Here is a 26453-nt window from a genome sequence, read left to right as displayed (position 1 = left end):
AGCGATGACTCGCCCGATGGCACTGATCCAACCTTTCGCCGCACTCCGCCCAGCCCCGGGCCGGGCCCGGGACGTGGCGGCCCCGCCCTACGACGTGATGAGCGCAGCCGAGGCACGACGGATGGTCGAGGGTCGCCCCTGGAGTTTCCTGCACGTCTCGCGCCCGGAGATCGACCTGCCGGAGGGCGTGGATCCCTACAGTCCGCCAGTCTATGCAAAGGCCCGCCACAATCTGGAGCGCATGGTCAGCGAGGGCATCCTGGTGCGCGATCCGGCGCCCGCCTATTACCTGTACCGCCTCACCATGGACGAGCACCGCCAGACCGGCCTGGTAGCCGTGGCCTCGCTCGAGGCCTACGACAGCGAGCGGATCAAGCGGCATGAGCTGACACGTCCGATGAAGGAGGATGACCGGGTGCGTCAGATCGATGCCGTGAATGCGCAGACGGGCCCTGTCCTCCTCGCCTGTCGAGCCAGCCCGGACATCGACGCCCTGCTCGGCGGACTGGCCTCAGGCCCCGCGGAGCTTGATGTCGGCGGCAATCAGACCGTGCGTCACGAGCTCTGGCGGATCGGGGACGCAGACCGCATCGCGACCCTCACGACCGCTTTCGACGCACTGGACGCGCTCTACGTCGCCGACGGGCACCATCGCTGCGCCGCGGCATCCCGGGTTGCCGCCAGGCGGCGCGCCGATGACCCTGGACATACCGGCGCTGAACCCTACAACTTCGTGCTTTCGGTGATCTTCCCCCACGATCAGATGAAGATCCTGGATTACAACCGCGTGGTGACGGACCTCCACGGACACAGTGTCGACTCGCTGATGCAACGCCTTTCGGTCGTGTTCGACATCGAGGGCAGCATCGGCCCGGTCAGACCCGAAAGGCCGGGCGAGATCGGTATGTATGTGGCCGGGCACTGGTATCGCATGACCCTGGATCCGGCCCGCATTCCCTTCGATGACCCGGTCGGGCGCCTGGACGTGAGCCTGCTGCAGAATAACCTGATCTGCCCCATCCTCGGCATCCAGGATCCGCGGCGCGACGAGCGCATCGACTTCGTCGGCGGCATCCGGGGCCTCGACGACCTCGCGGCGCGCGTGGATCGGGGGGACATGGCTGTGGCCTTCTCGCTCTACCCCACGCGAATGGAGGACCTGATGGCGGTGGCCGACGCGGGCGAGGTGATGCCGCCCAAATCGACCTGGTTCGAGCCCAAGCTGGCGGATGGGCTGGTTTCCCACGTTCTCGATTAAGGTCAGGAGGTTGCGGTACTCACAGACCGCCCCTCTCCCGTTAAGACCTGACTCAGCGACCTCATCGAGCACGGCAGCAGGGGATGATCGGACGACCGCTGACAGCATGGTCACCTGCGGCTCTTTGCCCCACCCGAGGCGAAGCAGCCGGGTCGTCGAAGATCTGAACCGAGACGGTGTTGATCACAGGCTCGGTGTCCCCTTTGAGCCTGGGTCACTCGGCATGCTGATACCAGGTCGCGTTGAGGTACTCCGCCACGTCGGCCACGTCCTCCGCGCTCCACTGCAGCTTTAGCACCTCCTGCCAGCGCGCCACTTGGGCGCGCACCGCTTCGAGCGACTTCGCCGTCTGGACCTCGCGGATGTGCACCTGGCTGTCGTGACAGGCGCGGCAGTGGTTCTCGTAGAACAGCCGCCCGCGCTCGAGGTCCGCTGGAGTCGCGACGGCATCGAATGGGAGCAGGCAGAGCAGCGTCGGCAGCACCGCCTTGGTCATGGTCATCACTTGCGTCAGATTCCCCGCGTCTATGGCAGCGCTCGCCGTGACCCAACCGGTGAGTTGGAGGACCGCCCTCCTCCGAAGCTCGCCAGTTTTCCGGCACAGGCGAAGCTTATCACGCGCTTCGGCGCCCGCCCGGATGCAGCCAGGGGTATTCTTCCTCTTGCCTGCCCCCGGCAGGCGCTCGCGGCGTGGCCGCATGGTTTGATCATCGTCGGATGGATTTATGGGCACCGTCGAACGCTGCGCAGCCGTTTGCGCCGGGCAGGATACGCGTCCATATTGTGTCAATGGCTTTGCCTTGTGGAGAGCGTGGTTCGAGCCCAAGCCGGCGGACGGGCTGGTGAGCCAACTTCTGGATTGATGGTCAAATCGAGCTATAACCTCCCAGGCTCGCACGTCGATGACGAGCCCGCTATCCGCCACTGGCTCGACGGGCTGGCGAGCCATTACTCGGCCGAGGAGCTTGAACGGATCTCCGGCGCCTGTGCCGAGCTCACACGTTGCCGCGGCGACCGGCGGATCGAGACCGGCGAGACCCATGTCCGCCACGTCCTGTCCACCGCGGACATCCTCGCGCGCCTGCAAATGGACTACGAGACCCTGATCGCGGCCTTGCTCAATGGCTGCCTGAATCAGGGCGATCTGACCGAGGCCCAGCTCGTGGACCGCTTCGGCACGGGCATCGCCCGGATGGTCGGGGATCTGGCCCGGATCGGACAGATCGCCAACGTGAACGCCATCATCGCGGCCAAGGACCAGGACGAGCACGAGGAGAACCTTCGCCGCCTGCTGCTCGGGATTGCGGAGGACGTCCGGGTGGTCCTCGTCGTGCTGGCCGAGCGCGTTCACCTGATGCGTGCCATCAAGGATCTCGAGCCGAAGCGGCGGAACAAGATCGCGCGCGACACCCAGCGGATCTATGCACCGCTGGCCAATCGTCTCGGGATTTGGCAGATCAAATGGGAGCTCGAGGACCTGAGCCTGCGTTATCTCAAGCCCGACGAGTACAGGCGCATCGCCACGCTCCTCGCCGAGCGCCGCGAGGAGCGGGAGCAGTACATCGCGGCGGTCATCCAGACCCTTCGGGCCAAGTTCGAAGAGGCCCGGATCGACGCCCAGATCACCGGCCGGCCGAAGCATATCTACAGCATCTGGCGCAAGATGCAGCGTAAAGAGGTAGATATCGCCGAGATCTTTGACCTCCGCGCGGTGCGGATCCTGGTCGACACGGTCGCCGACTGCTATGCCGCGCTCGGCTTGGTGCATGGACTCTGGAAACACATCCCCAAGGAGTTCGACGACTATATCGCCACCCCCAAGGGCAACATGTATCAGTCGCTGCATACCGCTGTGATCGGTCCCGAGGACAAGCCGCTGGAGGTGCAGATCCGTACCCCTGAGATGCATCGCCACGCCGAGCTCGGGGTTGCAGCCCACTGGTCCTACAAGGAGGCCAAGGGGCACGACGCGGAGTTCCAGCGGCGCGTGATCTGGATGCGAAGCTGGCTCGAGCTGAAGAACGAGGGCGACGAGGCCAGCGACTTCCTCGAGCGCTTCAAGGCCGAGCTCGAGCCGGTGCACATCTACGTCCTGACCCCGCAGTCCAAGGTGATCGAGCTGCCCAAGGGCGCCACCGCCTTGGACTTCGCTTACGCCATCCACTCCGAGGTCGGCAACCGGTGTCGAGGGGCACGCGTGAACGGGCGGATCGTCCCCCTGAGCCAGGAGCTACGCAGCGGTGACACCGTGGAGATCCTGACCCAGAAGAACGCCGCTCCCAGCCGCGATTGGTTGAGTCCGCATCACGGCTATCTGACCACGGCGCGCGCGCGCAACCGGGTCCGCCAGTGGTTCAAGCAACTGGATCACGATCAGCATCTCCAAGTCGGCCGCAGCGCGCTCGACCGCGAGCTCACCCGTCTCGGCATCCTCGACAAACCGAACCTGGAAGAGCTCGCGGCTCGCTTCAACTTCAAGCGGGCCGAGGACCTCCTCGCGGCAATCGGACGCGGCGATCTGGCCGTCGGCCAGGCCGCGCGACAGGTCGGCGAGCGCAGCACCGAGCAGCCGAAAGAACCGGAGCCCAAGCCGCGCCTGCCACAGAAACACCGCACCGAACCGACCGCCGATGTCGTCGTGGAAGGTGTCGATGACCTCATGACACACATGGCCCAGTGCTGCAAGCCGGTCCCCAACGATCCCATCATCGGGTTTGTGACGCGCGGGCGCGGCGTCACCATCCACCGCATGGATTGCGGCAACATGCGGCACCTGCCGCCTGCGGAGGCCGAGCGCCTGATCGGCGTGCACTGGGCGGATCATCCCACCCAAGCCGGCTACCCGGTGGATGTGCTGGTAATCGCCGCGGACCGCAAGGGTCTGCTGCGGGACGTCTCCTCGGTCCTCTCGGACGATGAAGTGGACGTCCTCGGCGTCAACACCCATTCGGAGCGATCCACGGATACGGCCGCCATGCGCTTCACCCTCGAGGTCAAGGACATGGCCCATCTGGAGAAGATCCTGTCCCGCCTGCAACAGATCCCGAGCGTCCTGGACGTTCGGCGCTCCTACTGAGATGCGGGGATCGAGCGCACCGGGGCACCGACCGGCGTCCATGCTTCGGCCCGCGGCGCCCCCCGACGACCAACTGCGGGCCATTGCCAGTGCCTTCGAGGTACCATGGGCGACTCGCATCGTCGAGCCTTACGGCAGTGGGCTGATCAACGACACCTATCGGGTCGAAGCCGGCACGAAGCACTATCTGCTTCAGCGGATCAATACCGCGGTGTTTCCGGATCCGCAGAGGATCGCGGCCAATATCCAAGCCCTCAGCCTGCATGCGAGTCGGCAGCAGAGCCCCGGTCTGCGAATCCCGGCACTGATCCCGACCCAGGGTGGCCAACTGTCACTGCGGGACACCGAGGGCCACGTCTGGCGCCTGATGGAGTTCATCGAGGATGCGGTGACGCTGGCGCGCATCGAACGGCCCGAGCAGGGGCTCCAGATCGGCGCGCTCCTGGGTCGTTTCCACACCTTGGTGCAGTCCCTGCCGCCGGATGCCGTGGGCGTCTCCCTGCCCGGTTTCCACGACACACCCGGCTATCTGGCCCGTTTCATGGCGATCCTTCCTCAGGCCGGCCGACTCCGCGGAGACGCGGAGGTCGAGGCCTGCATCAAGCTCGTGATGGCACGCCGACGGATCGCGGCGCGACTCGCCGAGGCCCATGCCCAGGGCCGCATCCCGCTGCGTGTGATGCACGGAGATCCCAAGCTCGACAATATCCTTCTCGGCCGGGCCGACGGGCGCGGGCTGGCCTTGATCGACCTCGACACCCTGCAACCCGGCCTGATCCTGCAGGATGTCGGCGACTGCCTGCGTTCCTGCTGCAATCGCAGCGGGGAATCCGCCCACGGCCACAGCCAGGTGTCGTTCGATCTCGCGCTCGCCGAGCCGATCCTGAATGCCTATGCTCAGGAGACACGGGACTGGCTGACCGCGGACGAGATCGACCTGATCGGCGAGGCGATCCGACTCATGCCCTTCGAGCTGGGCCTGCGTTTCCTGACCGATCACCTCGAGGGCGACCGCTATTTCAAGGTCTCGGAGCGCGGCCAGAACCTCGACAAGGCGCAGATCCAATTTGCGTTGGTCCAAGACATCGAGAAGAAAGCGGGCGAGATCAGGGGATTGGTCGACGCCTGTTTCGGGAGAGGCGAGGCCCCGCGACCTTGATTCTGGAAGCGTCGGTTGACGCCGCGCCGAATCCGTTTGCCAGCCCCCCTTCCTGGTGCCAAGCCCCTAGGAGCCTGTCGGGCTTAGGATGGAACGCCCACTCAAGCCCACCCATAGGGCATGCCAGCGAGGCATGCGCATAGCGGGCGTTCAGGGTCGCGAGAACGATCAAGGGCGGCGGGGCCTTACCTAGGCTTCTCGCGCCGTTTGAGCCAAACCTCGAGACCTTGCGCGTTGAGCGCCGTGTCCAGACGCAGGAGCTGCGCGACGCTCTCGTCCGGAAGCTCGACCCCATGGCCGCGCGCACTGCCGATCAGGTAGGCGCCCACGGCGGTCTGCAGGCGGGCCTCCCGACCGGGGTCGGCGCGACCCTCCTCGGTCAGCGCGATCTCGGCCAGGGCGCGGATACTGGCCCGCAGGTCGTCGACGAGATCGGCGGGGTCATCGACAGGGCCATAATGAGTCAGATACATCGTCCTGGGCTCATAGCGCATGAGTTTGTCAAGGCTCGCGAGCCAGGCATCCGGGTCGAACGCGACCGGCGTGGTCGGGGCAAACAGCCACGGACCTGCCGCGGTATCGAATTCGCGATAGGAGATCCCGAAGGTGTCGCCGGTGAAGAAGCCATGGCTCGCCTGGTCATAGATGCAACCATGGTGATTGGCATGACCCGGGGTGTCGAGAAAACGGAGGCTGCGGCCGGCGAGATCGAACGTGGCGGCATCTGCCGGGATGACGACCCGCTCCGCGGGCACCGGGGTGGGCGCACCGAAGTCACGCGCGAAGGCCTCCTCCCCGTAGACGTCGATGGAGCCCGCGATGAGCCGGCTGGGATCGATCAGGTGTGGCGCACCCTTGGCATGGACGACCAGGCGGGCATTCGGACAGGCCGCCATCAGACCCCCGGCGCCGCCGCCATGGTCGAGATGGACGTGGGTGGGGATGACGTAGTCCACATGCCGCGGTGTCAGGCCGAGGTCCGCAATGACGCCCAACAGGCCCGGGACGGAGTTTGCCGCGCCGGTATCGACGAACGCGAGGCGGTCGCCGGAGCGCACCAGATAGCAGGCGGCAAGGCCGTGACGGTAGAGACCGGTGTCGATGCAGTAGAGGCCCTCTTGGATCTGCTGGTAGTCGGCGGCGGACATGGTGGGGGAATCCAAGCTCTGTTTGACGATTTGACGATGGTGCCCGAGTCTAAACCAAGTTCGGATTGCATGCGGCGCGGCATCCACCGACGCTGACCCGGGCATGATCGACTTCGCGGCGGATCCGCCTTTGCGTCGTCAGCGCTTGCCTTTTCGGCCCAGCTTGTAGAATCTAAGCGGCTCGCGGGGCCTGGACGCCTCGGCCGTCGGGACCCGGGCCTTGGCCGAGAGGCCGTTTGATGCCGGGCCAACCTGTCTGAATCGATCGTCCCGCACGGCGCCCGCCCGTTCTCATGCCACCACCGGAGGACTTCGGATGGACAACACAGCCGCCGCCGACAGCCCGCACCAGGAGGATCCGCGCGTCAATACGATCACCCTGGACCACCCTTGGCAATGGCTCGCAAAGGGCTGGCAGGACATCAAGACCGCGCCCTTCTACAGCCTGCGGTACGGCGCGATGATCGTGCTGATCAGCGGCCTCATCGTCTTCCTCACCATCATCGGTCACTTGACCTTTCTGATCCCGTTTCTGACGGCCGGTTTCTTTCTGATGGCACCGCTCCTGGCGATCGGTCTCTACCAGATGAGCGCCCACCTGGAACGCGGCGAGCCGGTGTCTAGCTGCCAGGCGCTGGAGGCGTTCAGGCGTAATCAGGGCCAATTGGGGGTGGCAATCGGTTTCCTGGTGATGACGATGCAGCTCTGGATCCTGGCATCCGTGTTCCTCTTCATCATGCTCTTCCATGACCCCTTTCCACCTTTTTCGAGCTTCATCCCCGTCGTGCTGCTTTCGGGTCAGCACATGGCCCTGGTCATCGCCCTGACCCTGGTCGGTGCATTCTTCGCGGCCTGTGCCTTCTGCATCAGCGCCATCACGATCCCGATGCTGATCGACCGCCAGGTCGATGCCTTCACGGCGATGCGGACGAGCGTCCGGGCGGTCACCCACAACTGGGTGCCCATGCTCCTGTGGGCCACGCTGCTTGTACTCATTGTCGGGGCCGGCCTCCTGACCCTCTATGTCGGCCTCTTTCTCGCCGTTCCTCTGGTCGGCCACGCGACCTGGCATGCCTATCGGGACCTGGTGCCGAGAGACTGAGATTGCCGAGGCTTGACCGGAGACGGCGGCACGAGCCCGTCGGACCTAGGCGGATCGAAGCGAGGGAGTGGGAAAGCGCGGCCATTGCGTTCCGGTTTTGAGGCGCACGGTGGGCCTATGTCACGAGACTTCGGGCGGATATGGGCCGCTCTCCCGCCGGCGCAGTCGATCGGCCTCAGGTCAGACAGGCGCCTAGATCAGGAACAGGGTCGCAAGCCCGAGAAAGCTCAGAAAGCCGATGATGTCCGTGACCGTCGTCAGGATCACTGAGCCCGAAAGGGCTGGATCAATCCCGAGTCGCTGCAGTACCAGGGGCACCAGGATGCCCGAGATCGCCGCCGCGAGCAGATTCAGGACCATGGCAGCCGCGATGACAGCGGCGATGCCGCTGCTGCCGAACCAGAACCAGGCGACGAGCGCGACCAGGGTTGCCCAGACAACCCCGTTCAGGGCGCCGACCGCGACCTCCTTGTACATCAGCCAGCGGACATTGGAGTCGGCGATCTGATCCAACGCCAAGCCGCGGATGGTCAACGTCAGCGTCTGGCTGCCGGCGATCCCCCCCATGCTGGCGACCACGGGCATCAACACCGCCAGCGCGACGATCTTCTCGAGGGTGCCCTCGAAGAGGCCGATCACGCCGGCAGCCGCGAACACGGTCAGCAGGTTGATGCCGAGCCAAAGCCCACGGCGCCGAGCGCTCGGCAAGATCGGCGCGAACAGGTCCTCCTGCTCCTCGAGGCCGGCGCTCTGCAGCAACCGACGGTCGGCCTCCCCGCGGATGACGTCGATCACGTCGTCGACGGTGATCCGCCCGAGCAGGCGTTCGTTGTCGTCCAGAACCGCAACCGAGATGAGGTCGCGGCGCTCGAAGAGCGCGGCGACCTCGCGTTCGCTGGCGGTCGCCCGCACCGTTGCCGCATCGGGCTGCATGACCGCGATGACGGTCAGGTCGGGGTCACGCGTCACCAAGTCCGCGATGTCGAGCTTGCCGCGGTAGCGTCCGTCTTCGGCCAGCACCATGATCGCGTCGGTGTGAGGCGGCAGCTCGCGGTGACGGCGCAGCCAGCGCAGCACGACGGCCAGCGTGACGTCGGCGCGCACACTGATGACATTGGCGCTCATGAGGCGTCCCGCGGTGCCTTCCGGGTAGCTGAGCACCGCCTCGACGCGGTCGCGATGGTCGCGCTCGAGAGCGGCGAGGATGGTCTCGGTGAGGTCGCGCGGCAGCTCCTCGAGGACGTCGGCCAGGTCCTCGTCGTCCATCTGCCCGGCGGCGACGACCAGCTCCTCGGGCTCCATCTCATCGATGAGAGATGCACGGGCCTCATCGTGGAGGTAGCTGAGCACCTCGCCGCGCATCGGCTCGGGTACGAGACCCCAGGTCAGCCGGCGTTGCTCGGGCGGCATGCCCTCGAGCAGGTCCGCGATCTCGTCGGGATGCAGGTCGGCCAGGGCGTGCCGCAGAAGCTCAGCGTTGCCTTCCGCCAGATCACGCAGGGCAAGCTCCACGAGCTCCCCAGTCAGCTGTGAACGGGTCTGGGTGGGTTCCATTGGCTTCGTCTCGTCGTGGATTCGCGTCATTGTTGCCATCGTGATCGGCCGGGTCCAGCGCCCTGTGGTGAGATGTTCAGGCCGATGGTGTAAGGTCTCGGATCGCAGTCTTCGTCCTTCCCCGAGGTGATGTCCGTGACGCCGCCCAAGCATCGCTTCCAGACCCGCACGGCCGGAACGCCGGCGCAGACTGCGGCGGGCTTCGAATGGAGCACGGATCGTCGCCGCCTGCGGCTGACCGGTCATTGGACGACCGCCGCCCTCGACGGAATCAGTGCGGCGGCCGCAGGGTCAGGACAGACGGCGGAGCCCGTGGACGTCGACGGAAGCAGCCTGACGGCGCTCGATACGGCAGGGGCGCTCCTGCTTTATCGCCTCATTGAAAGGCTGAAGGGCGATGGACGCGAGGCCCGGCTCAGCGGGTTTGACGATCGGCATCTGGCCCTGCTCGGTCTGGTGCGGGAACGGCTCGCAGCGCAGGCCGACAGTCTGGCCGCCCTCGAGTTGCCCCGTCGCGCTGCAGGCCTGGAGCGGCTCGGCCGGGATGCCTGGGAGTGGGTGCTGCAAGGCTTCTCGATGCTCTCTTTCGGCGGTGAAACGTCCTTGGCTTTCCTGCGCAGCCTTCTGCGGCCGGCGCGGTTGCGCTGGCGCCAGATCCTGCTGGTGGTGGAGCAGGACGGGGTGCGCGCCGTGCCGGTCCTGGGCATGCTCTCGTTCCTGCTCGGGGTGGTGATCGCCTACCAGTCCGGGGTGCAGCTCCGCGTCTATGGGGGTAACCTCTATGTCGTGGATCTGGTGACCATCACCGTGCTTCGGGAGCTTGGCCCGCTGATGACGGCGATTGTGGTGGCCGGGCGAAGCGGCTCCGCGTACGCGGCACAGATCGGGACCATGCAGGTCACCGAGGAAGTCGACGCGCTGCGCAGCATCGGGGTGTCGCCCATCGATCTGCTGGTGCTGCCCAAGATCTCGGGTCTGGTGGTCGCGCTGCCCTTGCTCACCGTCTTCGCGGACATGGCGGCGGTGGCCGGGGGGATGGTGATGTCCGCCCTGATGCTGGACGTCAGCCCCGATACCTTCATGCGACGCATACCGGAGGCAGTGTCCATCAACTCACTGATGACAGGGGTGGCCAAGGCCCCGGTGTTCGCCGCGGCCATCGCCTCCGTGGGCTGTTACCACGGGTTCAAGGTGCGCGGTGGCGCCGACAGCGTGGGCCGGCATACCACGACCAGCGTGGTCCAGGCGATCGTCATGGTGATCGTCCTGGACGCCGCCTTTTCGGTCGTCTATAGCTGGATGGGGATCTGACCTTGGCCGGAGAGCGTCCAGGACCGCGCGATCCGGTACCCGATCGCACGAGGCCACACCCTGTAGAGCTTCGGGGAATTCGGACCTGTTTCGGTGCGGCCTGCATCCATGAGGGCCTGAACCTCACCGTGAATCGGGGCGAGATCCTGGCGCTGGTGGGGGCGAGCGGCTCCGGCAAGTCGGTGCTGCTGCGGGAGATGATCCTGCTTGCACGCCCGACTGCGGGGCAGGTGCGCCTGTTCGGGGAAGATGCGGTCGATCTGGACGAGTCCACGGCGAACCGCCTGCGCCGCCGGATCGGCATCATGTTCCAGCACGGCGCACTATTTAACTCGCTCACTGCACTGGAGAATATAGCCGTTCCAATGAAGGAGCAGACGGACCTGCCCGACGCCGTGATCCGCGACATCGCCATGCTCAAGCTGCTTCTGGCCGGTCTGCCCGCGGATGCGGCCCATAAATACCCCCGCCAGCTCAGCGGGGGCATGCATAAGCGCGCCGCCTTGGCCAGGGCGCTGGCCATGGACCCGGACCTGCTGGTCCTCGACGAGCCGGGAACGGGTCTGGACCCCATCGGCGCCGATGCACTTGACGACCTGATCCTGGACCTGCACCGCTCCCTGGATTTGACGGTGGTCATGACCACCCACGATCTGGATACCCTGTGGCGGGTCTCCGACCGGGTGGCTTTTCTCGCTGAGCGGCGGATACTGGCCACCGCAACCATGGGCGAGCTGAGCGCATCGGACGACCCGGCGATCGCGGCCTTCTTTCAGGGACCCCGGGCGCGCGCGGCAAGGAGCCTGACTTGGAACCGCGGGTAAGCTATGCACTCGTCGGACTCTTCGTCGTCGCCCTGACGGGGGTCTTCGTGGTGACCACGCTGTGGCTGGTGGGCGTCGGACCCGCGGGGGACGACCGCACCTTCGCAATCTACCCGCCCGAGTCAGTGGCGGGGATCGCCGGCGAGTCCCTCGTCAAGTACCAGGGCGTGGACGTGGGCAAGGTGCGCGAGGTGGGCATTGACCCCGGGGATCCGCGCCGGATCCGGCTGCTGATCGACGTGCGGCGGGATGTGCCGATCAATGTGGACACCACCGCCAGTCTGGCGAGCCAGGGCCTGACCGGGCTCGTGTATTTCATCGAGCTGCACGGCGGGGAGCCGGGGAGTCCGCCGCTGCAGACTGAGCCAGGAGCGGACTACCCGGTGATCCGCGCGGTCCCGTCGGACCTGGCCAAGCTGCAACGAACGGGCACCGAGCTGCTGGATGAGGCCAAGGGCGCGGCGGCGGAGCTTCGGGACACCCTGGCCTCCCTGCGGGGGCTGGTCGGCGAGGACGAGCGGGCGACGATCGGGGCCGGCCTCCAGGACGCGCGGCAAGCCACCGCTCACCTGTCTCAGGCCGCCGGGACCCTCGATGACCACCTGGAACGACTCGGCCCCGTGCTGGATGACCTGTCCCGCGCGGTCGGGCGGCTCCCGGCACTGGCGGAGCGCGCGGGCGAGACCCTGGATGCCGCGGCGGCAGCGGCGAGCGCGATCGGTCAGGCGGCGCGCCGGCTGGATGGTCTGACCGCGCAGGCCGCCCCGGGGGTCACGGCCCTGACACGGGACGGGATGCCGGAGCTGGTCGCCCTGTTGAGGGACCTTCGCGGTCTCACCGGCCGGCTGGACCGCCTGGCAACCGACCTGGAGCAGGAACCGAATCTGCTCCTCTACGGCCGAACCCGCCGCCCCGGCCCGGGGGAGCGCTGATGCGAGGTCTGAAACTCAAGGCCCAGGTTCTCGCCGTGCTTCCGGTCTTGGTCCTGCTGGGCAGTTGCGCCGGGGTCTTGCCGCGGCCGCCGGAATCGCCACCCATGACCTATCTGCTGGCTCCGGACCTGCCGCAGCGTGATCGCGAACCCGGGCATCCGGCGGGGGCCAGGCCGACCCTCCTGGTCGCCGAGCCGAAGGCCGCCGCGGGCTATTCCACCCGCCGTATGGCGTACCTCGAGCAGGACTACCGGATCGACCACTTCGCGGAGCACGAATGGGTGGACGCGCCTGCCGCCATGCTCGGCCCTCTGCTGGTCACGGCTCTGAGGGGAAACGCTGCATTCGGGGCGGTGAGCGAGGAGGCGCTCGGCATCAGCGCGGATCTTCGCCTCGACACCCTCATCGAGTCCCTCTATCAGGACTTCCGCACGCGTCCAAGCCTGGCCCGCGTGGAGCTCCGCGTCGGTCTCGTCGACCCGAACGGGCGCCGGGTCCTGGCGACGCAGGTGTTCGCCGACACCGAGCTCGCAACATCCGAAGACGCTTATGGCGGCGTGGTGGCAGTGAACCGAATCCTGACCCGCATGCTCCCGCGGATCGCCGACTTTGCCGCCGAGAACGCGCTCCGGCTGCGCGCGATCGCGCCCCGAGCAGAGACCCGCGCTCAGAGCAGCGAACCGCAGAGCATGTGAGCCGTCGGATTCGCATTGAGCCGGCTGCGCACCTGGCGGACCGCACGGCGTCACTCGGAACCGAAACGATAGCCGAGCAGCTCGAGATCCGCGGAAAAATGCCGCGCGACCAGCTCGGCGGTCGCATCCGTGTAGTAGAGACGATAATCCTGGCGGCGGTCGGTCGCCCTGCGGGCATGAGGCAACGCGGGCACAGGGATGCCGATGTGCTCACAGGCGGTCTCGAAGTCCTCCTGCAGACGCTCATAGCGGCCGATGAAATCCACGATCAAACGCCCACGAAGGTCGATCAAGTAGTCGCTCTGCAACTCGATCGACGTGTCCAGGTGGTATTGGTAGGGCCGTTCCGGATCCAGCTTCCAGCGCAGGAAGCCCTCGAAATCCGCGTGCCCGCCAAGGTACTGGGGCCGCTCGCGGCGGATATGGTGGAACGAGCTGACCTGCAGATCCCAGGGGTTGCGTACGAAGGCGAACTTGAAGAGCTGGTCGAAGTACGCCTTCGGCAGCATCTCCTTGGCGGCGATCGCCTTCGCGTGACGGGGAAGCTTGGTGGCGATGCGGTGACCGCTGAGGTGGCTCAGACGGCTGCAGAGAAACATCGGCCAATACCAGGGATCGCGCCATCGCAGCCCTTCCAACGCGGCGCGGACACTGGTCCCGCCGGTCTTGGCGATATGCACGAAGAGAAAGCGGTGCTTGGGTGAGAGCAGCATGGTCAGGGATCAGACGGCATCATCTGGGAAAACGCCACAATGAATCAGATTCAGGGACCGCAAGAGGCGGTCTCCCCCACTCCTTCATCTCCGGGCGCGTGAGCGCCTGCAAATGGCGGTGCATCTTGCTCCCCGGGGGACGCGCTGAATGGCTGCCTTCGCCAGACCGTGTCTGCTGCTGATGGATACGGGGCGGGCCAGGACGAGGGCAGCGGATGCTACCCCGGAGGCCGTTTAGGCTTCTTCTTCGCGCGCGGGTGGGACTGGTCATAGACCTGGGCCAGGTGCTGGAAGTCGAGGTGCGTATAGACCTGCGTGGTGCCGATGTCGGCGTGTCCGAGCAGCTCCTGAACGGCGCGCAGATCGCCGGACGACTCCAGCAGATGGGTCGCGAAGCTGTGGCGCAGCAGGTGCGGATGCAGGTCGCGCGTCGCGCCTTGGGAGCGCGCCCATTGGGCGAGACGCGCCTCGACCGTGCGGGGATGGATACGCCTTCCACGGCTGCTGGTGAAGAGCGCGGGCTCGTCCCCGCCAGCCAGATTGGAGCGCACCAGCATCCAGCGCCGGACCGCCTCGCGCGCCTTGGCTCCGACGGGGACGCGCCGCGTCTTGGCCCCCTTACCCAGGACCGCGAGCTCCCCCTCGGCCATATCGATATCGCCAAGGTTGACCGCGACCAGCTCGGCGAGCCGCAAACCCGAGGAATACAAGAGCTCGATCATCGCGCGGTCGCGGATCGCCAGGAGGTCTTCTTCACCCGGATGATCCAGCAGGCGACAGAGCTGGTCTGCGTCGAGTGTCGCCGGCAGACGACGCGGACTCTTTGGCGCCCGGACCCCGAGCGCGGGGTTGGACGCGGCGAGCCCTTCGCGCAGCAGCCAGCGATAAAGACTGCGCAGGCTGGAGAGCTCCCGTTGCAGGGTCTTTCCGGATGCCCCGCGACGATGGCGCCAGGCGAGAAACTGTCGCACCGTCTGCTCGTCGAGCCGATCGATCGCGCCCGCCCCGGCGTCGGCCAGCCAGGTGCTTAGACGTTCCAGGTCGCGCCGGTAGGCCGTCAGGGTCTGCGCGGACAGACGTCGCTCATGGGCGAGATGGCTGAGGAATGCCGCTGTCAGGTCCTTCGGCGCGCTCATGTCGGCGTCGTCCGAGCCCAGCCGCGAGCGCGCGGCAGGCCCGTGCGGCCGGCCGGCGCGGGAATACACGAGGCGGCATCATAGAATCGGTCCCGCGCACGGCTGGCTCCGCAAGACACGCCCACAGGTGGATACCGTCCCCGAAGTGTCTCTGCGGTGGTCACGGTCTGGTCCGCGGACGACTCATTCGGCCGAGGGCACGGAGATCACCTCGGGGCCCTCGTCACAGTGCCCCAGGGGCATGACCCGCAGCTTCTGGCCAAGGATCTCACCAAGTCGATCGAGCAGGTCGGTGGCCATGTCCGCGCGAAAACGCTCCGCGTCGTGACTGCCGATCGCCAAGACCCCGGCATGCCCATCGGCCCGGACGGGCACCAGTGCGGCCGAGCGGATCTCGGCGCCGGCCGCGCCGAACAGGATCCGCGCCTTCTCGCAGTCCAAAGGGCCACACAGGGCATGGTGACGATCGAGGAAGTCGCGGAAGGACAGGGTCAGGGGATCCGCCCCGGACCCCGTCTCGGACTCGGCTTGAAACAGCTTGAGCGTCATCGCCTCGGCGGAAAACTCGCTCAGGAGGGCATCCTTGAGAAGATCGCAGACCTGCTCAGAATCCTGTGCCGCGATCAGCTTCAAGACCAGGTTGTGGAGGCGGCCGGAGAGGGACTCGTACTCGCGCGCGCGTGAGATCAGGTGTGTGAGCCGATTGCGCTCCGCCTCCAGCTGGCTGCGCAGCAGGCGGACCTGCTGCTCGATCAGGGAGACCGCCCCGCCAGACGCGTGCGGGACCTCTAGGGCCGCCAAGACCTGAGGATTGCGATCGAAAAAGGTCGGATTCTGTACAAGGTATTCGGCAACCCTGGCCTCGAGGTCCGGGTCCTCGGCAGCGGACTGCTCTGCCTCTTGTCTGCTCACGCTGATCCTCTCATAGCTCAATCTCCCCTCGAAAGACATGCACGGCCGGTCCCGTCATCCAGACGACATCTGGCGAACCGGCCCATTCGATCACGAGATCCCCGCCGGGCAAGCCAACCCGCACCCGCGTATCCACTCGACCAAGCTGTCGCGCATGGACAACCGCGGCACAGGCGCCGGTCCCACAGGCCAGGGTCTCCCCGACGCCGCGCTCGAAGACCCGAAGGCGCAGGTGGTCCCGCCGCAGGATCTGCATGAATCCGACGTTGACACCGCTTGGGAATCGCTCATGGGACCCGACGAGCGGCCCCAGGCGCTTCACAGGTGCCGAGTCGAGGTCGTCGACCAGGATCACCGCGTGCGGATTCCCCATCGACAAGGCCCCGATGCTCAGTTGCTCACCCGCGACATCCAACGGATAGGCGACGGCCTGCCGATCGGCCAGGAAGGGGATCCGCTCAGGCGCGAGCTCGGGCGCCCCCATATCGACGCGCACCTGTCCGTCCGCCTCCATAAAAAGCCGGATGGGTCCGGCGGCGGTGCCCACCGGAATCGCGTCCGCCTCGGTGAGCCCCCGCTCGCGCACGAAACGGGCGAAGCAACGGGCACCGTTCCCGCACTGCTCAACCTCTGAGCCGTCGGCATTGAAGATGCGATAGTGAAACCGGGTTCCGCTCAGGCGGGCCGGCTCAACGATCAAGACCTGGTCGCAGCCGATCCCGAAACGGCGGTCGGCGAGCCGGCGGACGGTCGCGGGGTCGAGCTCTATGGCTTGCCCGGTACCATCCAGGACCACGAAGTCGTTGCCCAGACCCTGCATCTTGCTGAAGCCGAGCCTCATCGCGGCAGGCGTCCTGAGACGGCGAGATGCCGGTCGCTGACCACCGCGACGGAGAGCTCGGTCAGGCCGGCGGCGACCAGTTGATCGCAGACCTCCGCTGGCTCGAAGGCCGCGAACAGCGAGCTCCGGAAGTCGCTCCGGAGAACCTCCGGCTCCCCTTCGGCATAGGTCGAGACCAGCGCCTCGACCCATCCCGCGGATGCCGGACGCATCAGGTCCATGATAAGGACGGGGGCGCCGGGTTTTCCGGTCTCCAGGAGCGTACGCCACAACACCCCGGGGTCGTGCAGATGGTGTAGCAGACTATTCGAGAGGATCAGGTCGTAATGGTGGCTGGGCAACGACGCCGAGGGCAGTTGATCGCAGATCAAACGACAGCGCGAGACGACACCGGGCGATCGGTCGAGCGCGGCCCGTGCGAGATCGAGCATCGGCTGGGAGCCATCCAAGGCATCGCATCTCGCCTGAGGATAGGCACGCAGAAAGCGGATGCTGATATCCGCCGGCCCACAGCCCAGGTCGAGCGCCCGGGCACCGTCGAGCGGGCCGGGGGCGAGCTTGCGCAACAGCTCGATGAAGAGGGTATTGGACTCGGTGAAGTCCGCCTGGGCGTAGGCGATGGCCTGCTCGTGCGTGTCCATCAACTCGGGTTCGGGGCGGCGCTTCATGACGGCAACACGGATTCTCCGGCGAAGAGGCTGGCGATGGTCTCGCGCTCGCGCACCAGATGGACGCGATCGCCCTCGACCATGACCTCGGGTGCGCGCGGTCGACTGTTGTAGTTGGAGCTCATGGTGAACCCATAGGCCCCGGAGCCACGAACCGCCAGCAGGTCGCCCTCGCTCAGCGCCAGATGACGGCCCCTGCCAATAAAGTCCCCGGTTTCGCACACCGGCCCGACCAGGTCGTAGCGGGCCTGCTCGGCGTCGGAATCGCGCACGACCGGCACGATCTCCTGCACGGCTTGATAGAGCGCAGGGCGAAGCAGGTCGTTCATCGCCGCATCCAGGATCGCGAAACGCCGCTGACCGTTGTATTTGAGATACTCCACGCGGGTCAGGAGCACACCGGCGTTGCCCGCGATGGCGCGTCCGGGCTCGAGAACGACCTCATAGGGACGATCGCCCAGTTGGTAGCTCAGGGCCGCCGCATAGGCCGCCGGCTCTGGCGGATGCTCATCGGTGTAACGGATCCCGAGTCCGCCGCCGAGATCCAGATGGGAGATCGGGATACCCATCTCGCCGAGACGCTCCGCCAAGACCAACACCCGAGACAGAGCGTCGATGAAGGGGGCGAGATCGGTGAGCTGAGATCCGATATGGCAAGCGATGCCGTTCACGCGGAGATTGGACATGGACGAGGCGCGAGCATAGACCTCCTCCGCCGCATGGATGTCGATCCCGAACTTGTTCTCCCTGAGACCGGTGGCGATGTAGGGGTGGGTATGGGCATCGACATCCGGGTTGACACGAAGGGACACGGGTGCGACGACGCCGAGCCCGCGCGCGATGCGATCGAGCCGGAGCAACTCGGATTCGGACTCCACATTGAAGCAGCGGATCCCGACCTCCAGGGCAAGACGCATCTCGTCCTCGCGCTTGCCCACGCCCGAGAAGATCACCTTGGACGGGTCACCCCCGGCCGCGAGCACCCGCTCCAACTCGCCTCTCGACACGATGTCGAATCCAGAGCCCAGGCGGGCCAGCACATTCAGGACCGCCAGATTGGAGTTGGCCTTGACCGCGAAGCAGATCAGACGGGGATGGTCACGAAAGGCGCGGTCGAAGGCCCGCCAATGGCGCTCCAGGGTGGCGCGGGAATAGACGTAGCAGGGTGTGCCAAAGCGCGCGGCGATGTCCGCGAGGGGAACCTCCTCGGCATGGAGGGCATCATTGCGATAGTTGAAATGATCCATGCAGTCTCTGGCGGACTCTCGGCTAGGGCGTGTCAGAGGCGGCCGCCGCGTCGGACGGCGCGGGCGACGGGGTCGGGACATCCGCGCCGGGCGATTCGGAAACGGCAGTGGTCTCCTCCGGCAGATAGAGCGGACCCTTCTGCCCGCAGGCACCGACCAGGCTCGCGATCCCGAGCACCGTCACGGTGAGGTACAAGAGCGTTCTCGCCCAGCAGTACATGCACGCCTCCCTTGATCCTCGGCAGCCCGGAAGACGCCAGTATAACCGGTCCGTTGATGGGCGTGGGCGCCCCCGGGCCATGCTGCCGGTCGCCGTCGCGCCTGGCCTGGGGCCCGACCTCAAGGTTCGAGTGGGCTCAAGCGCATCCTTGGGCGCGGATCACTCCGGCACGACCTGATCGCGTGCGGTGGTGACCAAGGTGTGGGCGCCCGTGAAGGGGTTGCAGCCCGCGTTGCCCGAGACGCGCCCCCGCCGAAGCGGATACCCCCCGGCCCCTCCGGAGCCTCGATTGGCGCCAGGTCATCCTCGGATCGACAGGCGATGCGTCGCCAGGCCGCTCCCTCGATCGCTTGAGCAGCCGAGTGCACTGCACGTAAGCTCTGCGCCCATGGGAACCTCCCCGCCAAGACCCCATGAACAAGACGATTCAGGACGTCGCTCCGAACCGATGACGCGTCCCAGATCTGAGAAGCATCCCCGCCGATGAGCGTCCCGGCTCGCCGAGTGACGATTCCATGCCTGGCTGTTCTTGCAGCGCTGGCAGCGCTGTTGCCCGCTCCGGCCCCGGCCGTCTCAGATCCCCTCGGCCTGGAGCAGGCCTTGCAGGCCGCCTCCCGCCACCCCCGGATCGCCGCGTCCGACGATCTTTCCGCCCGGCTGCCGCGACGCCAACCGCTCTATCTGGACTGTCAACGTCTCGCCTTTCGCAACTCCGACGTCGCCGACCCCGACCGCAATCAGCCGCTCGACCCGCTGATCAGCGCGCAGGACGCGCAGCGACTGGAGATCATGGCGCGGTTCTTCGACGTCCTCCTTGCCGATCTCAGCTTCGCCAGCAACAACGAGGCGATGGCCGTCGCCTACGTCCAGTTCGATCGGGCCTCCGTCCGCAGCGAGCTCGGCCAGCTCTCGGCGCTCCGCGTCCTGGAGCTCGAATCCGTCTATCAGGAGATCCTCCATCGGCGCACCGCGAGCGAGATCAGCCAGCAGCTGACACGGACATTGCTCGCACAGGCACTCGGAGACCCCACCGATCTGCCGCGCAACCTCCTGGAGCCCGCTGTGAGCGCCCCGCCGCAGAGCCTCCCGACTGCCGACGAGATCCTGACGCAGGCGTCCGAGAACCCAGCCGTGCGCGCCCTGACTGCGGGTCGCTCGAATGCCGACCGGGATCTCGTGCAGCTGGAGCTTCGCCAACAGGTCCTGGAGCTGTTGCTGCGCCTGCGGGCCTTGTCGGCGGCGGAGCGCAACTTGGGCACCGAGTCGGCCTGGCGCGACCTGAAGCTCGACGAGAGCCGCGCCCTCTATGAGCAGGAGGTGACCGCCGACCTCGGCTATTCCATGAGCCAACAGACCCAGACCCGGCTGCAGATCCAACGCGTTGCCTACTGCCGCGCATTGGCCTGGGCGGAGCTGAACGCCCTCACCGGGCGACCCATCCCGGGTGACGGAGGGGCGGAGCCATGAAGAGACATGCCTGGCTCACGGCGGTCGGCCTGCTGATCTGTTCCGCGCAGGCCGCGGGGGAACAGGAGCTTAAGGGCTGGCTCGAATGGGTCCACGAGGTCGAGATGCGGGTGGTCGAGAACGGCGTGGTCGAAGAGGTCCTCGTGAGCGCCGGCCAGCATGTCTCCAAGGGGGATCTCCTGCTGCGTATGGATCAACGCGAGGCCCGGGCAAGGCTGCTCGAGGCCAAGGCTCGGGTCGCCCGGGCTCGGGTCGAGGTCGAGAAGGCCGGGCGCGCGCTCACCCGCAGTCGGGAGCTGTTCGATCGCGGCCTGATCGCGATCGAGGAGCTCAAGGACGCCGAGCTCAATCAGGTCGCCGCAACGGCGGAAGAGGAAGCGGCGAAGGCGGCCGAGGCATCCAGCCAGGTGGCCCTGGAGCATACCGAGCTGCGCGCACCGTTCGACGGGGTCGTGGTCTCCAGTCGGGTCTGGAACGGAGCGGTGATCTACAAGACCCTCCAGCAGGAGCCGCTGATCGTGATCGCCCCGGACGATCGGATGCTGGCGCGCGCGCTGGTGACCGCCAGCACCCTGCGACGCTTCAAGCCGGGCCAGCCCGCGCGGATCGGCGTCAACGGCGCCATGCGCGAGGGCCGCATCTACAGCCTCGGGGTGCAGGCCGTGCGCGTCGAGCTGGAGGGCGCCGTCTACTACCTCGACATCATCTTCGACCGCCGCCCCAACGAGCTGCTCCGCCCCTCCGAGACGGTGCAGATCGTGCTGCCTTGAACAGGGTTTCGCTCAGAACAGGAAATACCGCTGGGCCAACGGCAGCACGCGGGCCGGCTCGCAGGTCAGGAGCTGCCCGTCCGCGCGGACCTGGTAGGTCTGCGGGTCGACCTCGATGATCGGCTGATAGTCGTTGTGGATCATGCTCGACTTGCGCACCAGACGGCTGTCGCGGGTGATCCCGACAAGCCGCTTGAGATCGAGCCGCTGCGGCTCGCCCGCCTCCAGCGCCCACTGCGAGACGAAGGTCATGCAGGTCGCGCTCAGGGCGACGCCCAGGGCACCGAACATGGGTCGATAGTGAACCGGCTGCGGTGTCGGGATGGAGGCATTGGGGTCTCCCATCGGCGCGCCGGCGATCATGCCGCCCTTGAGGACGAGACTGGGCTTGGCCCCGAAGAAGGCGGGTCTCCAGAGGACAAGGTCCGCCAGCTTCCCGACCTCCACCGAGCCCACCTCGTGGGCGATGCCGTGGGTGATCGCCGGGTTGATGGTGTATTTCGCGACATAGCGTTTGGCACGGAGGTTGTCGTGCTCGGCGGGGTCGCCCGCAAGGGTGCCGCGCTGCACCTTCATTTTGTGGGCGGTCTGCCAGGTTCGGCAGATCACCTCCCCCACCCGTCCCATCGCCTGAGAATCCGAGGCAATCATGGAGAAGGCGCCAAGGTCGTGCAGGATGTCCTCCGCCGCGATGGTTTCGCGACGGATGCGCGACTCGGCGAAGGCGACATCCTCCGGGATGGAAGGGGAGAGATGATGGCAGACCATCAGCATGTCCAGGTGCTCGTCGACCGTGTTGACCGTGTAGGGACGAGTCGGATTGGTCGACGACGGCAGGACGTTGGGCAGGCCCGCGGCTTTGATGATATCGGGGGCATGACCGCCCCCGGCCCCCTCGGTGTGATAGGTGTGGATGCTGCGATCCTTGAACGCGGCGATGGTGTCCTCGACGAAGCCGGATTCGTTGAGGGTGTCGGTGTGGATCGCCACCTGCACGTCCATCTTCTCGGCGACGCCCAGGCAACAGTCGATCGCCGCCGGGGTGGTCCCCCAGTCCTCGTGCAGCTTCAGCCCCATGGCACCGGCGCGCACCTGCTCCTCCAAGGCATTCGGCAGGCTGCCGTTGCCCTTGCCCAGGAATCCCAGGTTGACCGGCAGCGCCTCGCCCGCCTGGAGCATGCGGCGGATGTTCCACGGGCCCGGCGTGCAGGTGGTGGCATTGGTCCCGGTCGCCGGCCCAGTGCCGCCGCCGAGCATCGTCGTGATACCGGACATCAGGGCCTCTTCGACCTGCTGGGGACAGATGAAGTGGATATGGGCGTCGATGCCGCCGGCAGTGAGAATCTGGCCCTCGGCGGCGATGACCTCGGTCCCCGGTCCGACCAGGATGTCCACACCGGCCTGGGTGTCCGGGTTGCCTGCCTTGCCGATCCCGACGATGCGTCCGGTCTTGATCCCGACGTCGGCCTTGACGATCCCCCAGTGATCGAGGATCAGGGCATTGGTGATGACCAGATCCACGACCTCGTCGGCCTGGCGCTGGCACTGACCCATCCCGTCGCGGATGACCTTGCCGCCCCCGAACTTGACCTCATCGCCATACCGGGTCCGGTCCTCCTCGACCTGGATGAAGAGCTCCGTATCGCCCAGACGAACCCGATCGCCGACGGTCGGGCCATACATGGAGGCATAGGCCGCCCTGCTGATCTTGCTCATGATTCACCTCCGTCGAGGGCACCCATCACCCCCCCATTGAAGCCGTAGACCACGCGATCGCCGGCGTAGGGCACCAGGGAGACCGTCCGCGACTGGCCGGGCTCGAAGCGCACGGCCGTCCCGGCGGGGATGTCGAGCCGCCAACCACGCGTGGACTCACGATCGAAGACGAGCGCCGCGTTGGTCTCGTAGAAGTGGTAATGCGATCCCACCTGGATCGGGCGGTCGCCGGTGTTGGCCACCTGGATGGTGATGCGGGGTCGACCGGCGTTGAGCTCGATGTCGCCGGGCGCGGTGATGATTTCGCCTGGGGTCATGGGCCTACTCCTGATGGGTTTTGCCTGCCGGTCGGTGCGCGGCCCGACCGGGTCACGCCGGGGGCCGCACCAAGGGTCGGCCAAGGGGCGGCGGTCGCGCTCCGCAAAGGCGGTCAGACGATCGGCTGGTGCACCGTGACCAGCTTGGTGCCGTCCGGAAAGGTCGCCTCCACCTGAACCTCGTGAATCATCTCGGGGATGCCCTCCATGACCTCTTCTCGGGTCAAGAGGGTACGTCCGTAATCCATCAGCTCGGCGACCGTTCGCCCGTCGCGCGCGCCCTCCAGGATCGCACAGCTGATGTAGGCGATCGCCTCGGGATAGTTCAATCGGACGCCGCGCGCCTTGCGTCGCTCGGCGAGCAGGCCGGCCGTAAAGAGCAGTAGCTTATCCTTCTCTCGGGGGCTGAGATCCATGATCGGCTCCTGGTCGCTGTTCTTCGGGCGGCTAATGATAGCCCGCCGGGCGATTCAGGTCGCCAGAAACCGCGGCGGCGGGATCTCCACAACGCTCATCCGGGAGAAGCCGGCCCTTCCGACTCGGGACCGCAGCGGCGCGGTAGAGGGCGCGATCCGGCGGTCAATGCTTGCCCAGGCTGCACGTCTGTTCAATACTCTGCATTGGCTTGGAAAGCGATGGTGGCCGTCATTCCCTTGTCTGCTCACCTTCCCACCGTTTTTTTGGCTTGCGACGGTCGTGGGGCGCTGTCGGTATGGGGGCTGCCAGGCGCGGGAGCGGCCAGGCGACCTGGCCCTTCTGGGCGAGGAGGGGGTCCCCGCCCCCCACCATCGAGACGGCGCAGCGGACTCGCCCCTGCGATGACGGCGTCTCGGTGCGCGCCGACCCTCTGGCTGCTCTTGGCCGCCTCATCACCGGCCTGGACCGCCGATCTGCCCAGCGAGCTGGACTTCTTCGCGCCGATCCCGACCGTCTCAACGGCCACCCGCCTGCCCAGCGCCCTGCTCGACACGCCCGCCTCGGTGACGATCCTCGACCGGGCGATCATCGAGGCCTCCACGGCCACCACAATCCCGGATCTGTTGCGGCTGGTACCGGGCTTTCAGGTCGCCCACGCCACCGGTGCTCGGTACACAGCCACCCGCCACGGCGTCAGCGATCAGCTCGAGCGGCGCCTTGAGGTGCTCGTCAACGGAAACTCAGTGTATCTGCCGACGAATTCGGCCGTCGAGTGGAATCTCGTCGGCGTGGCATTGGATGACATCGAGCGGATCGAGGTGGTGCGCAGCCCTAATGCGCCGGCGCTTGGGAGCAATGCCATGTTCGGCAGCATCAACATCATCACCCGCAGGCCGTTCGAGCTCGCCGGAACCTATCTGCGGGCGACGGCGGGCTCCCTGGAGACGGCGATCGGGGTCGCCCGCATCGGCGACAGACTGGGGCCCATGGATGCCGTCGCGACCTTTCAGTACACCCGGGACGACGGCTTCGACAGCATCGACGATCACAAGCGGATCCACAACCTGCGTCTGCACGGGGATCTGGATCTGGGTCCGAACGGCACCCTGGATATCGAGGTCGGCTACTCGGATGGAGAGACCGGCGCCGACGGGGTGGGCACGCCGACGGAGCCGTTTCGCGATATCAAGCTCAAAGACAGCTACCAGACAATCACCTGGCGGGATACCCGGCCGGACGGCTCAGGCCACCGCGTGGCCTTCACCCATCGCATCACCACGCAGGACGACAGCTACAATTTCTTCCTCGCCCCTGATCTTTTCCTCCCCCTGGGATTCCTCGATACCACCGCGGAGCGATTCGACCTCGAGCTCGAGCACACGCTGGCCCCTGGCAAGGCTTGGCGATTCCTATGGGGAGTGGGCGCCCGCTACGACGTGATTGAATCGGACCTCTATCTGGCGGGCTCCGGCGGTCAGGTGTCCGCTTGGTCCGGGCGCCTGTTGGCGGTCGCCGAATGGCGCCCGATCGAGTCCCTGCACCTCAACGTCAACGCGTTGACCGAATTCCACGAGATCGCGGATACCTATACGTCGCCGCGGCTCGGGGTCAATTGGCGCTTTGCCGACCGCCAGGCACTGCGAGCAAGCCTGAGCCGCAACTACAGGGTCTTCAGCGCGGGCGAGCAGCTCGCGGATTACCCCCTGGTGTTGTCCGACGGGACCTTTCTGCGCCAGCTCGTCAAGGCGACGGGGCCGGGTCTGGCGCCCGAGCAGCTGACCAGCTACGAGCTCGGTTATCTCTTGGAATCGCCTGCTCGCGAGCTTCGTTTCGATGTCACGCTGTTTCACGAGGAGCTCCGTGACGCCGCGTCCGGTGCCCGCGACCCCAATCGAACGACCATCTGGTCCGGCGAGAACGGGCACTGGGACACCGACGGCATCGAGGCACAGCTGCGATGGGCTCCAGATCGCGAAACGCTGCTCTTTGCCGCTTATTCCCATGCCAAGACGCACGGATCGGAATTCACCCGAATCGATGCCTCGGGAGACCCGATCGAGTGGGAATCCTTTGACGATGCGACCCCTCGTCACACCCTGGCGCTCCAGGTCACCCGCAAGCTCTCGCCAGGCTGGCAGGGCACCCTGGCCCTCTATCACCTGAGCGACATGCGGTGGCTGGGCGAGGGAGGGGCGGTCGACGCCTACACGCGACTCGACGCGAGGCTTTCGAAGAAGCTAACCATCGGGGACACGGCGGTCGAGCTTGCGCTGATCGCCCAGAACCTCACGGGCGAGGCCTACTATGAGTTTCGGCCCGACTATGTCTTCGAGAGGCCCGGAAACGTCTTCGACCGGCGCTTCTTTCTCCAGGCGAGCATTCAGTGGCCGGGGATCGGGATGTGAGTGGCGGTGCCGTGCTGCGGCCCTGGTCAGCACCCGTCATCGTAATACTGCGTCTGGCCCGTATCCGGATCCTTGACGACCTCGCCTTGCCCGTCCGTCACCGGAATGCGAATGAACATCATCGACTCGACCCGTTCAAACTCGGAGTCCATGGCGCGGGCGATGTCGGCTTCAGTCAGTCCCTCGTAGATATAGATCCGCCCGGCACCCTCCTGCCGCAACTCCGCCGGCGTCGGCTCAAACAGCCGTCTGATCTCGATGTCGCGCACGTCCGCAGCGATCAGCGGGGCGCTGGTTGTACACACCAACACAAACAATGGCACGATCGTCTTCATGGTGGCTCTCCCTCCACGCAACCGATTCCGCGATTCTTGGGGCCTTGGGAGGCGCCGCGTTCAGCGCGGACCACAGCTCCAAGAGCCGGTGCGAGGAGGGATGACCCGGATACAGCGTGCGCCGCGCTCTCGCCCTCACCCTCCCCATACCCTACTGGTATAGTAGGTCTGCAGACAGGACGCCATAGCCCCGATTCCCTAATCCTTTCGGGCTAGCCCGATCTCCCTAG

25 protein-coding genes are annotated in these 26453 nt (G+C 66.5%); 11 read left to right on the top strand and 14 right to left on the bottom strand.

From position 1 onward, the window contains the following. Positions 1-16: 16 nt before the first annotated feature. On the top strand, positions 17-1258 hold the full coding sequence (locus LJE61_RS09265; RefSeq protein ID WP_296918215.1) for a DUF1015 domain-containing protein: 1242 nt from the start codon (positions 17-19) through the stop codon (positions 1256-1258). A gap of 214 nt (positions 1259-1472) precedes the next feature. On the opposite strand, the gene LJE61_RS09260 is transcribed toward LJE61_RS09265, so the two are convergent. Beyond that, on the bottom strand, positions 1473-1760 hold the full coding sequence (locus LJE61_RS09260) for a cytochrome c family protein (RefSeq protein WP_296918214.1): 288 nt from the start codon (positions 1758-1760) through the stop codon (positions 1473-1475). 360 nt (positions 1761-2120) lie between these two features. On the opposite strand from LJE61_RS09260, the gene LJE61_RS09255 reads away from it, so the two are divergent. Next, on the top strand, positions 2121-4334 hold the full coding sequence (locus LJE61_RS09255) for a RelA/SpoT family protein (protein WP_296918212.1): 2214 nt from the start codon (positions 2121-2123) through the stop codon (positions 4332-4334). 40 nt (positions 4335-4374) lie between these two features. After that, positions 4375-5493 (top strand): phosphotransferase enzyme family protein, encoded by a 1119-nt coding sequence (locus LJE61_RS09250; protein ID WP_296918210.1) that lies wholly within the window; start codon positions 4375-4377, stop codon positions 5491-5493. Between the two features lie 185 nt (positions 5494-5678). Here LJE61_RS09250 and LJE61_RS09245 read toward each other — a convergent pair whose 3' ends face one another. Beyond that, the gene (locus tag LJE61_RS09245; protein WP_296918208.1) at positions 5679-6641 is read right to left on the bottom strand and encodes an MBL fold metallo-hydrolase; all 963 of its coding nucleotides are present in this window, start codon (positions 6639-6641) and stop codon (positions 5679-5681) included. Positions 6642-6957: 316 nt separating this feature from the next. Here LJE61_RS09245 and LJE61_RS09240 point away from each other — a divergent pair, with 316 nt between their 5' ends. Continuing rightward, positions 6958-7743: a DUF2189 domain-containing protein gene (locus tag LJE61_RS09240; RefSeq protein WP_296918206.1), complete on the top strand. Its 786-nt coding sequence runs from the start codon at positions 6958-6960 to the stop codon at positions 7741-7743. 192 nt (positions 7744-7935) lie between these two features. Here LJE61_RS09240 and mgtE read toward each other — a convergent pair whose 3' ends face one another. Further along, positions 7936-9297 carry a magnesium transporter gene (gene mgtE / locus LJE61_RS09235; protein ID WP_296914475.1) on the bottom strand — a complete coding sequence of 454 codons (1362 nt, stop codon included), beginning with the start codon at positions 9295-9297 and terminating at the stop codon, positions 7936-7938. Between the two features lie 135 nt (positions 9298-9432). Here mgtE and LJE61_RS09230 point away from each other — a divergent pair, with 135 nt between their 5' ends. From LJE61_RS09230 to LJE61_RS09215, 4 genes are read left to right on the top strand one after another with little or no spacing between them, the layout of a single operon-like run. After that, positions 9433-10608, top strand: coding sequence for an MlaE family lipid ABC transporter permease subunit (locus tag LJE61_RS09230; protein WP_296914472.1), 1176 nt, complete (start codon positions 9433-9435; stop codon positions 10606-10608). 2 nt (positions 10609-10610) lie between these two features. Then, entirely contained in the window at positions 10611-11432 is an 822-nt protein-coding gene (locus LJE61_RS09225) for an ATP-binding cassette domain-containing protein (RefSeq protein ID WP_363306843.1), read from the top strand. Then, a complete protein-coding gene (locus LJE61_RS09220; RefSeq protein WP_296918204.1) occupies positions 11417-12364 on the top strand; it encodes an MlaD family protein in 948 nt (315 codons plus the stop codon). The genes LJE61_RS09225 and LJE61_RS09220 overlap by 16 nt, the downstream gene beginning before the upstream one ends. After that, entirely contained in the window at positions 12364-13059 is a 696-nt protein-coding gene (locus tag LJE61_RS09215; protein ID WP_296914467.1) for an ABC-type transport auxiliary lipoprotein family protein, read from the top strand. Before LJE61_RS09220 ends, LJE61_RS09215 begins: the two co-directional genes overlap by 1 nt. Before the next feature lie 50 nt (positions 13060-13109). On the opposite strand, the gene LJE61_RS09210 is transcribed toward LJE61_RS09215, so the two are convergent. The 7 genes from LJE61_RS09210 to lptM all read right to left on the bottom strand — a co-directional run bounded on the left by LJE61_RS09210 (position 13110) and on the right by lptM (position 18796). Further along, complete coding sequence (locus LJE61_RS09210; RefSeq protein WP_296914465.1) at positions 13110-13772, bottom strand: sulfotransferase family 2 domain-containing protein; 663 nt, start codon at positions 13770-13772, stop codon at positions 13110-13112. 218 nt (positions 13773-13990) lie between these two features. Continuing rightward, positions 13991-14908: a tyrosine recombinase XerC gene (gene xerC, locus LJE61_RS09205; protein ID WP_296914462.1), complete on the bottom strand. Its 918-nt coding sequence runs from the start codon at positions 14906-14908 to the stop codon at positions 13991-13993. A 183-nt stretch (positions 14909-15091) separates the two neighbouring features. Further along, positions 15092-15820, bottom strand: a complete 729-nt coding sequence (locus LJE61_RS09200) for a DUF484 family protein (RefSeq protein ID WP_296914459.1) — start codon at positions 15818-15820, stop codon at positions 15092-15094. Positions 15821-15830: 10 nt separating this feature from the next. Next, positions 15831-16661, bottom strand: a complete 831-nt coding sequence (dapF, locus tag LJE61_RS09195; RefSeq protein ID WP_296914457.1) for a diaminopimelate epimerase — start codon at positions 16659-16661, stop codon at positions 15831-15833. Beyond that, positions 16658-17329: a class I SAM-dependent methyltransferase gene (locus LJE61_RS09190; RefSeq protein ID WP_296914454.1), complete on the bottom strand. Its 672-nt coding sequence runs from the start codon at positions 17327-17329 to the stop codon at positions 16658-16660. The genes dapF and LJE61_RS09190 overlap by 4 nt, the downstream gene beginning before the upstream one ends. Further along, complete coding sequence (gene lysA / locus LJE61_RS09185; RefSeq protein WP_296914453.1) at positions 17326-18576, bottom strand: diaminopimelate decarboxylase; 1251 nt, start codon at positions 18574-18576, stop codon at positions 17326-17328. Before lysA ends, LJE61_RS09190 begins: the two co-directional genes overlap by 4 nt. Positions 18577-18598: 22 nt before the next feature. Next, positions 18599-18796 (bottom strand): LPS translocon maturation chaperone LptM, encoded by a 198-nt coding sequence (gene lptM / locus LJE61_RS09180; protein ID WP_296914449.1) that lies wholly within the window; start codon positions 18794-18796, stop codon positions 18599-18601. Between the two features lie 600 nt (positions 18797-19396). Here lptM and LJE61_RS09175 point away from each other — a divergent pair. Continuing rightward, on the top strand, positions 19397-20263 hold the full coding sequence (locus LJE61_RS09175; protein WP_296914447.1) for a TolC family protein: 867 nt from the start codon (positions 19397-19399) through the stop codon (positions 20261-20263). Then, on the top strand, positions 20260-21033 hold the full coding sequence (locus LJE61_RS09170) for an efflux RND transporter periplasmic adaptor subunit (RefSeq protein WP_296914445.1): 774 nt from the start codon (positions 20260-20262) through the stop codon (positions 21031-21033). Before LJE61_RS09175 ends, LJE61_RS09170 begins: the two co-directional genes overlap by 4 nt. Positions 21034-21045: 12 nt before the next feature. Here LJE61_RS09170 and ureC read toward each other — a convergent pair whose 3' ends face one another. The 3 genes from ureC to ureA form a co-directional block, all read right to left on the bottom strand. Next, positions 21046-22749, bottom strand: coding sequence for an urease subunit alpha (gene ureC / locus LJE61_RS09165; protein ID WP_296914442.1), 1704 nt, complete (start codon positions 22747-22749; stop codon positions 21046-21048). Next, entirely contained in the window at positions 22746-23066 is a 321-nt protein-coding gene (locus LJE61_RS09160) for an urease subunit beta (RefSeq protein ID WP_296914440.1), read from the bottom strand. The genes ureC and LJE61_RS09160 overlap by 4 nt, the downstream gene beginning before the upstream one ends. 113 nt (positions 23067-23179) lie before the next feature. Next, positions 23180-23482: an urease subunit gamma gene (gene ureA / locus LJE61_RS09155; RefSeq protein WP_296914436.1), complete on the bottom strand. Its 303-nt coding sequence runs from the start codon at positions 23480-23482 to the stop codon at positions 23180-23182. 402 nt (positions 23483-23884) lie between these two features. On the opposite strand from ureA, the gene LJE61_RS09150 reads away from it, so the two are divergent. Continuing rightward, positions 23885-25888 (top strand): TonB-dependent receptor plug domain-containing protein, encoded by a 2004-nt coding sequence (locus LJE61_RS09150; protein ID WP_296914433.1) that lies wholly within the window; start codon positions 23885-23887, stop codon positions 25886-25888. Between the two features lie 26 nt (positions 25889-25914). Here the strand turns inward: LJE61_RS09150 and LJE61_RS09145 are convergent, their stop codons facing one another. Beyond that, complete coding sequence (locus LJE61_RS09145; protein WP_296914430.1) at positions 25915-26223, bottom strand: hypothetical protein; 309 nt, start codon at positions 26221-26223, stop codon at positions 25915-25917. Positions 26224-26453 lie beyond the last annotated feature (230 nt).

It is taken from the genome of Thiocapsa sp. (assembly GCF_022340925.1).
Classification (GTDB): Bacteria; Pseudomonadota; Gammaproteobacteria; order Chromatiales; family Chromatiaceae; genus Thiocapsa.
This window is presented reverse-complemented; position numbering and strand designations above follow the sequence as displayed.

Coding starts and splice junctions, on each gene's coding strand:
- lptM (WP_296914449.1), bottom strand. CDS start 18,796: ATGTACTGCTGGGCGAGAACGCTCTTGTACCTCACCGTGACGGTGCTC.
- dapF (WP_296914457.1), bottom strand. CDS start 16,661: ATGAGGCTCGGCTTCAGCAAGATGCAGGGTCTGGGCAACGACTTCGTG.
- ureA (WP_296914436.1), bottom strand. CDS start 23,482: ATGGATCTCAGCCCCCGAGAGAAGGATAAGCTACTGCTCTTTACGGCC.
- lysA (WP_296914453.1), bottom strand. CDS start 18,576: ATGGATCATTTCAACTATCGCAATGATGCCCTCCATGCCGAGGAGGTT.
- LJE61_RS09145 (WP_296914430.1), bottom strand. CDS start 26,223: ATGAAGACGATCGTGCCATTGTTTGTGTTGGTGTGTACAACCAGCGCC.
- LJE61_RS09255 (WP_296918212.1), top strand. CDS start 2,121: ATGGTCAAATCGAGCTATAACCTCCCAGGCTCGCACGTCGATGACGAG.
- LJE61_RS09170 (WP_296914445.1), top strand. CDS start 20,260: ATGAAGAGACATGCCTGGCTCACGGCGGTCGGCCTGCTGATCTGTTCC.
- LJE61_RS09150 (WP_296914433.1), top strand. CDS start 23,885: ATGACGGCGTCTCGGTGCGCGCCGACCCTCTGGCTGCTCTTGGCCGCC.
- LJE61_RS09245 (WP_296918208.1), bottom strand. CDS start 6,641: ATGTCCGCCGCCGACTACCAGCAGATCCAAGAGGGCCTCTACTGCATC.
- LJE61_RS09265 (WP_296918215.1), top strand. CDS start 17: ATGGCACTGATCCAACCTTTCGCCGCACTCCGCCCAGCCCCGGGCCGG.
- LJE61_RS09250 (WP_296918210.1), top strand. CDS start 4,375: ATGCTTCGGCCCGCGGCGCCCCCCGACGACCAACTGCGGGCCATTGCC.
- LJE61_RS09160 (WP_296914440.1), bottom strand. CDS start 23,066: ATGACCCCAGGCGAAATCATCACCGCGCCCGGCGACATCGAGCTCAAC.
- mgtE (WP_296914475.1), bottom strand. CDS start 9,297: ATGGAACCCACCCAGACCCGTTCACAGCTGACTGGGGAGCTCGTGGAG.
- LJE61_RS09190 (WP_296914454.1), bottom strand. CDS start 17,329: ATGAAGCGCCGCCCCGAACCCGAGTTGATGGACACGCACGAGCAGGCC.
- ureC (WP_296914442.1), bottom strand. CDS start 22,749: ATGAGCAAGATCAGCAGGGCGGCCTATGCCTCCATGTATGGCCCGACC.
- LJE61_RS09215 (WP_296914467.1), top strand. CDS start 12,364: ATGCGAGGTCTGAAACTCAAGGCCCAGGTTCTCGCCGTGCTTCCGGTC.
- LJE61_RS09240 (WP_296918206.1), top strand. CDS start 6,958: ATGGACAACACAGCCGCCGCCGACAGCCCGCACCAGGAGGATCCGCGC.
- LJE61_RS09210 (WP_296914465.1), bottom strand. CDS start 13,772: ATGCTGCTCTCACCCAAGCACCGCTTTCTCTTCGTGCATATCGCCAAG.
- xerC (WP_296914462.1), bottom strand. CDS start 14,908: ATGAGCGCGCCGAAGGACCTGACAGCGGCATTCCTCAGCCATCTCGCC.
- LJE61_RS09260 (WP_296918214.1), bottom strand. CDS start 1,760: ATGACCATGACCAAGGCGGTGCTGCCGACGCTGCTCTGCCTGCTCCCA.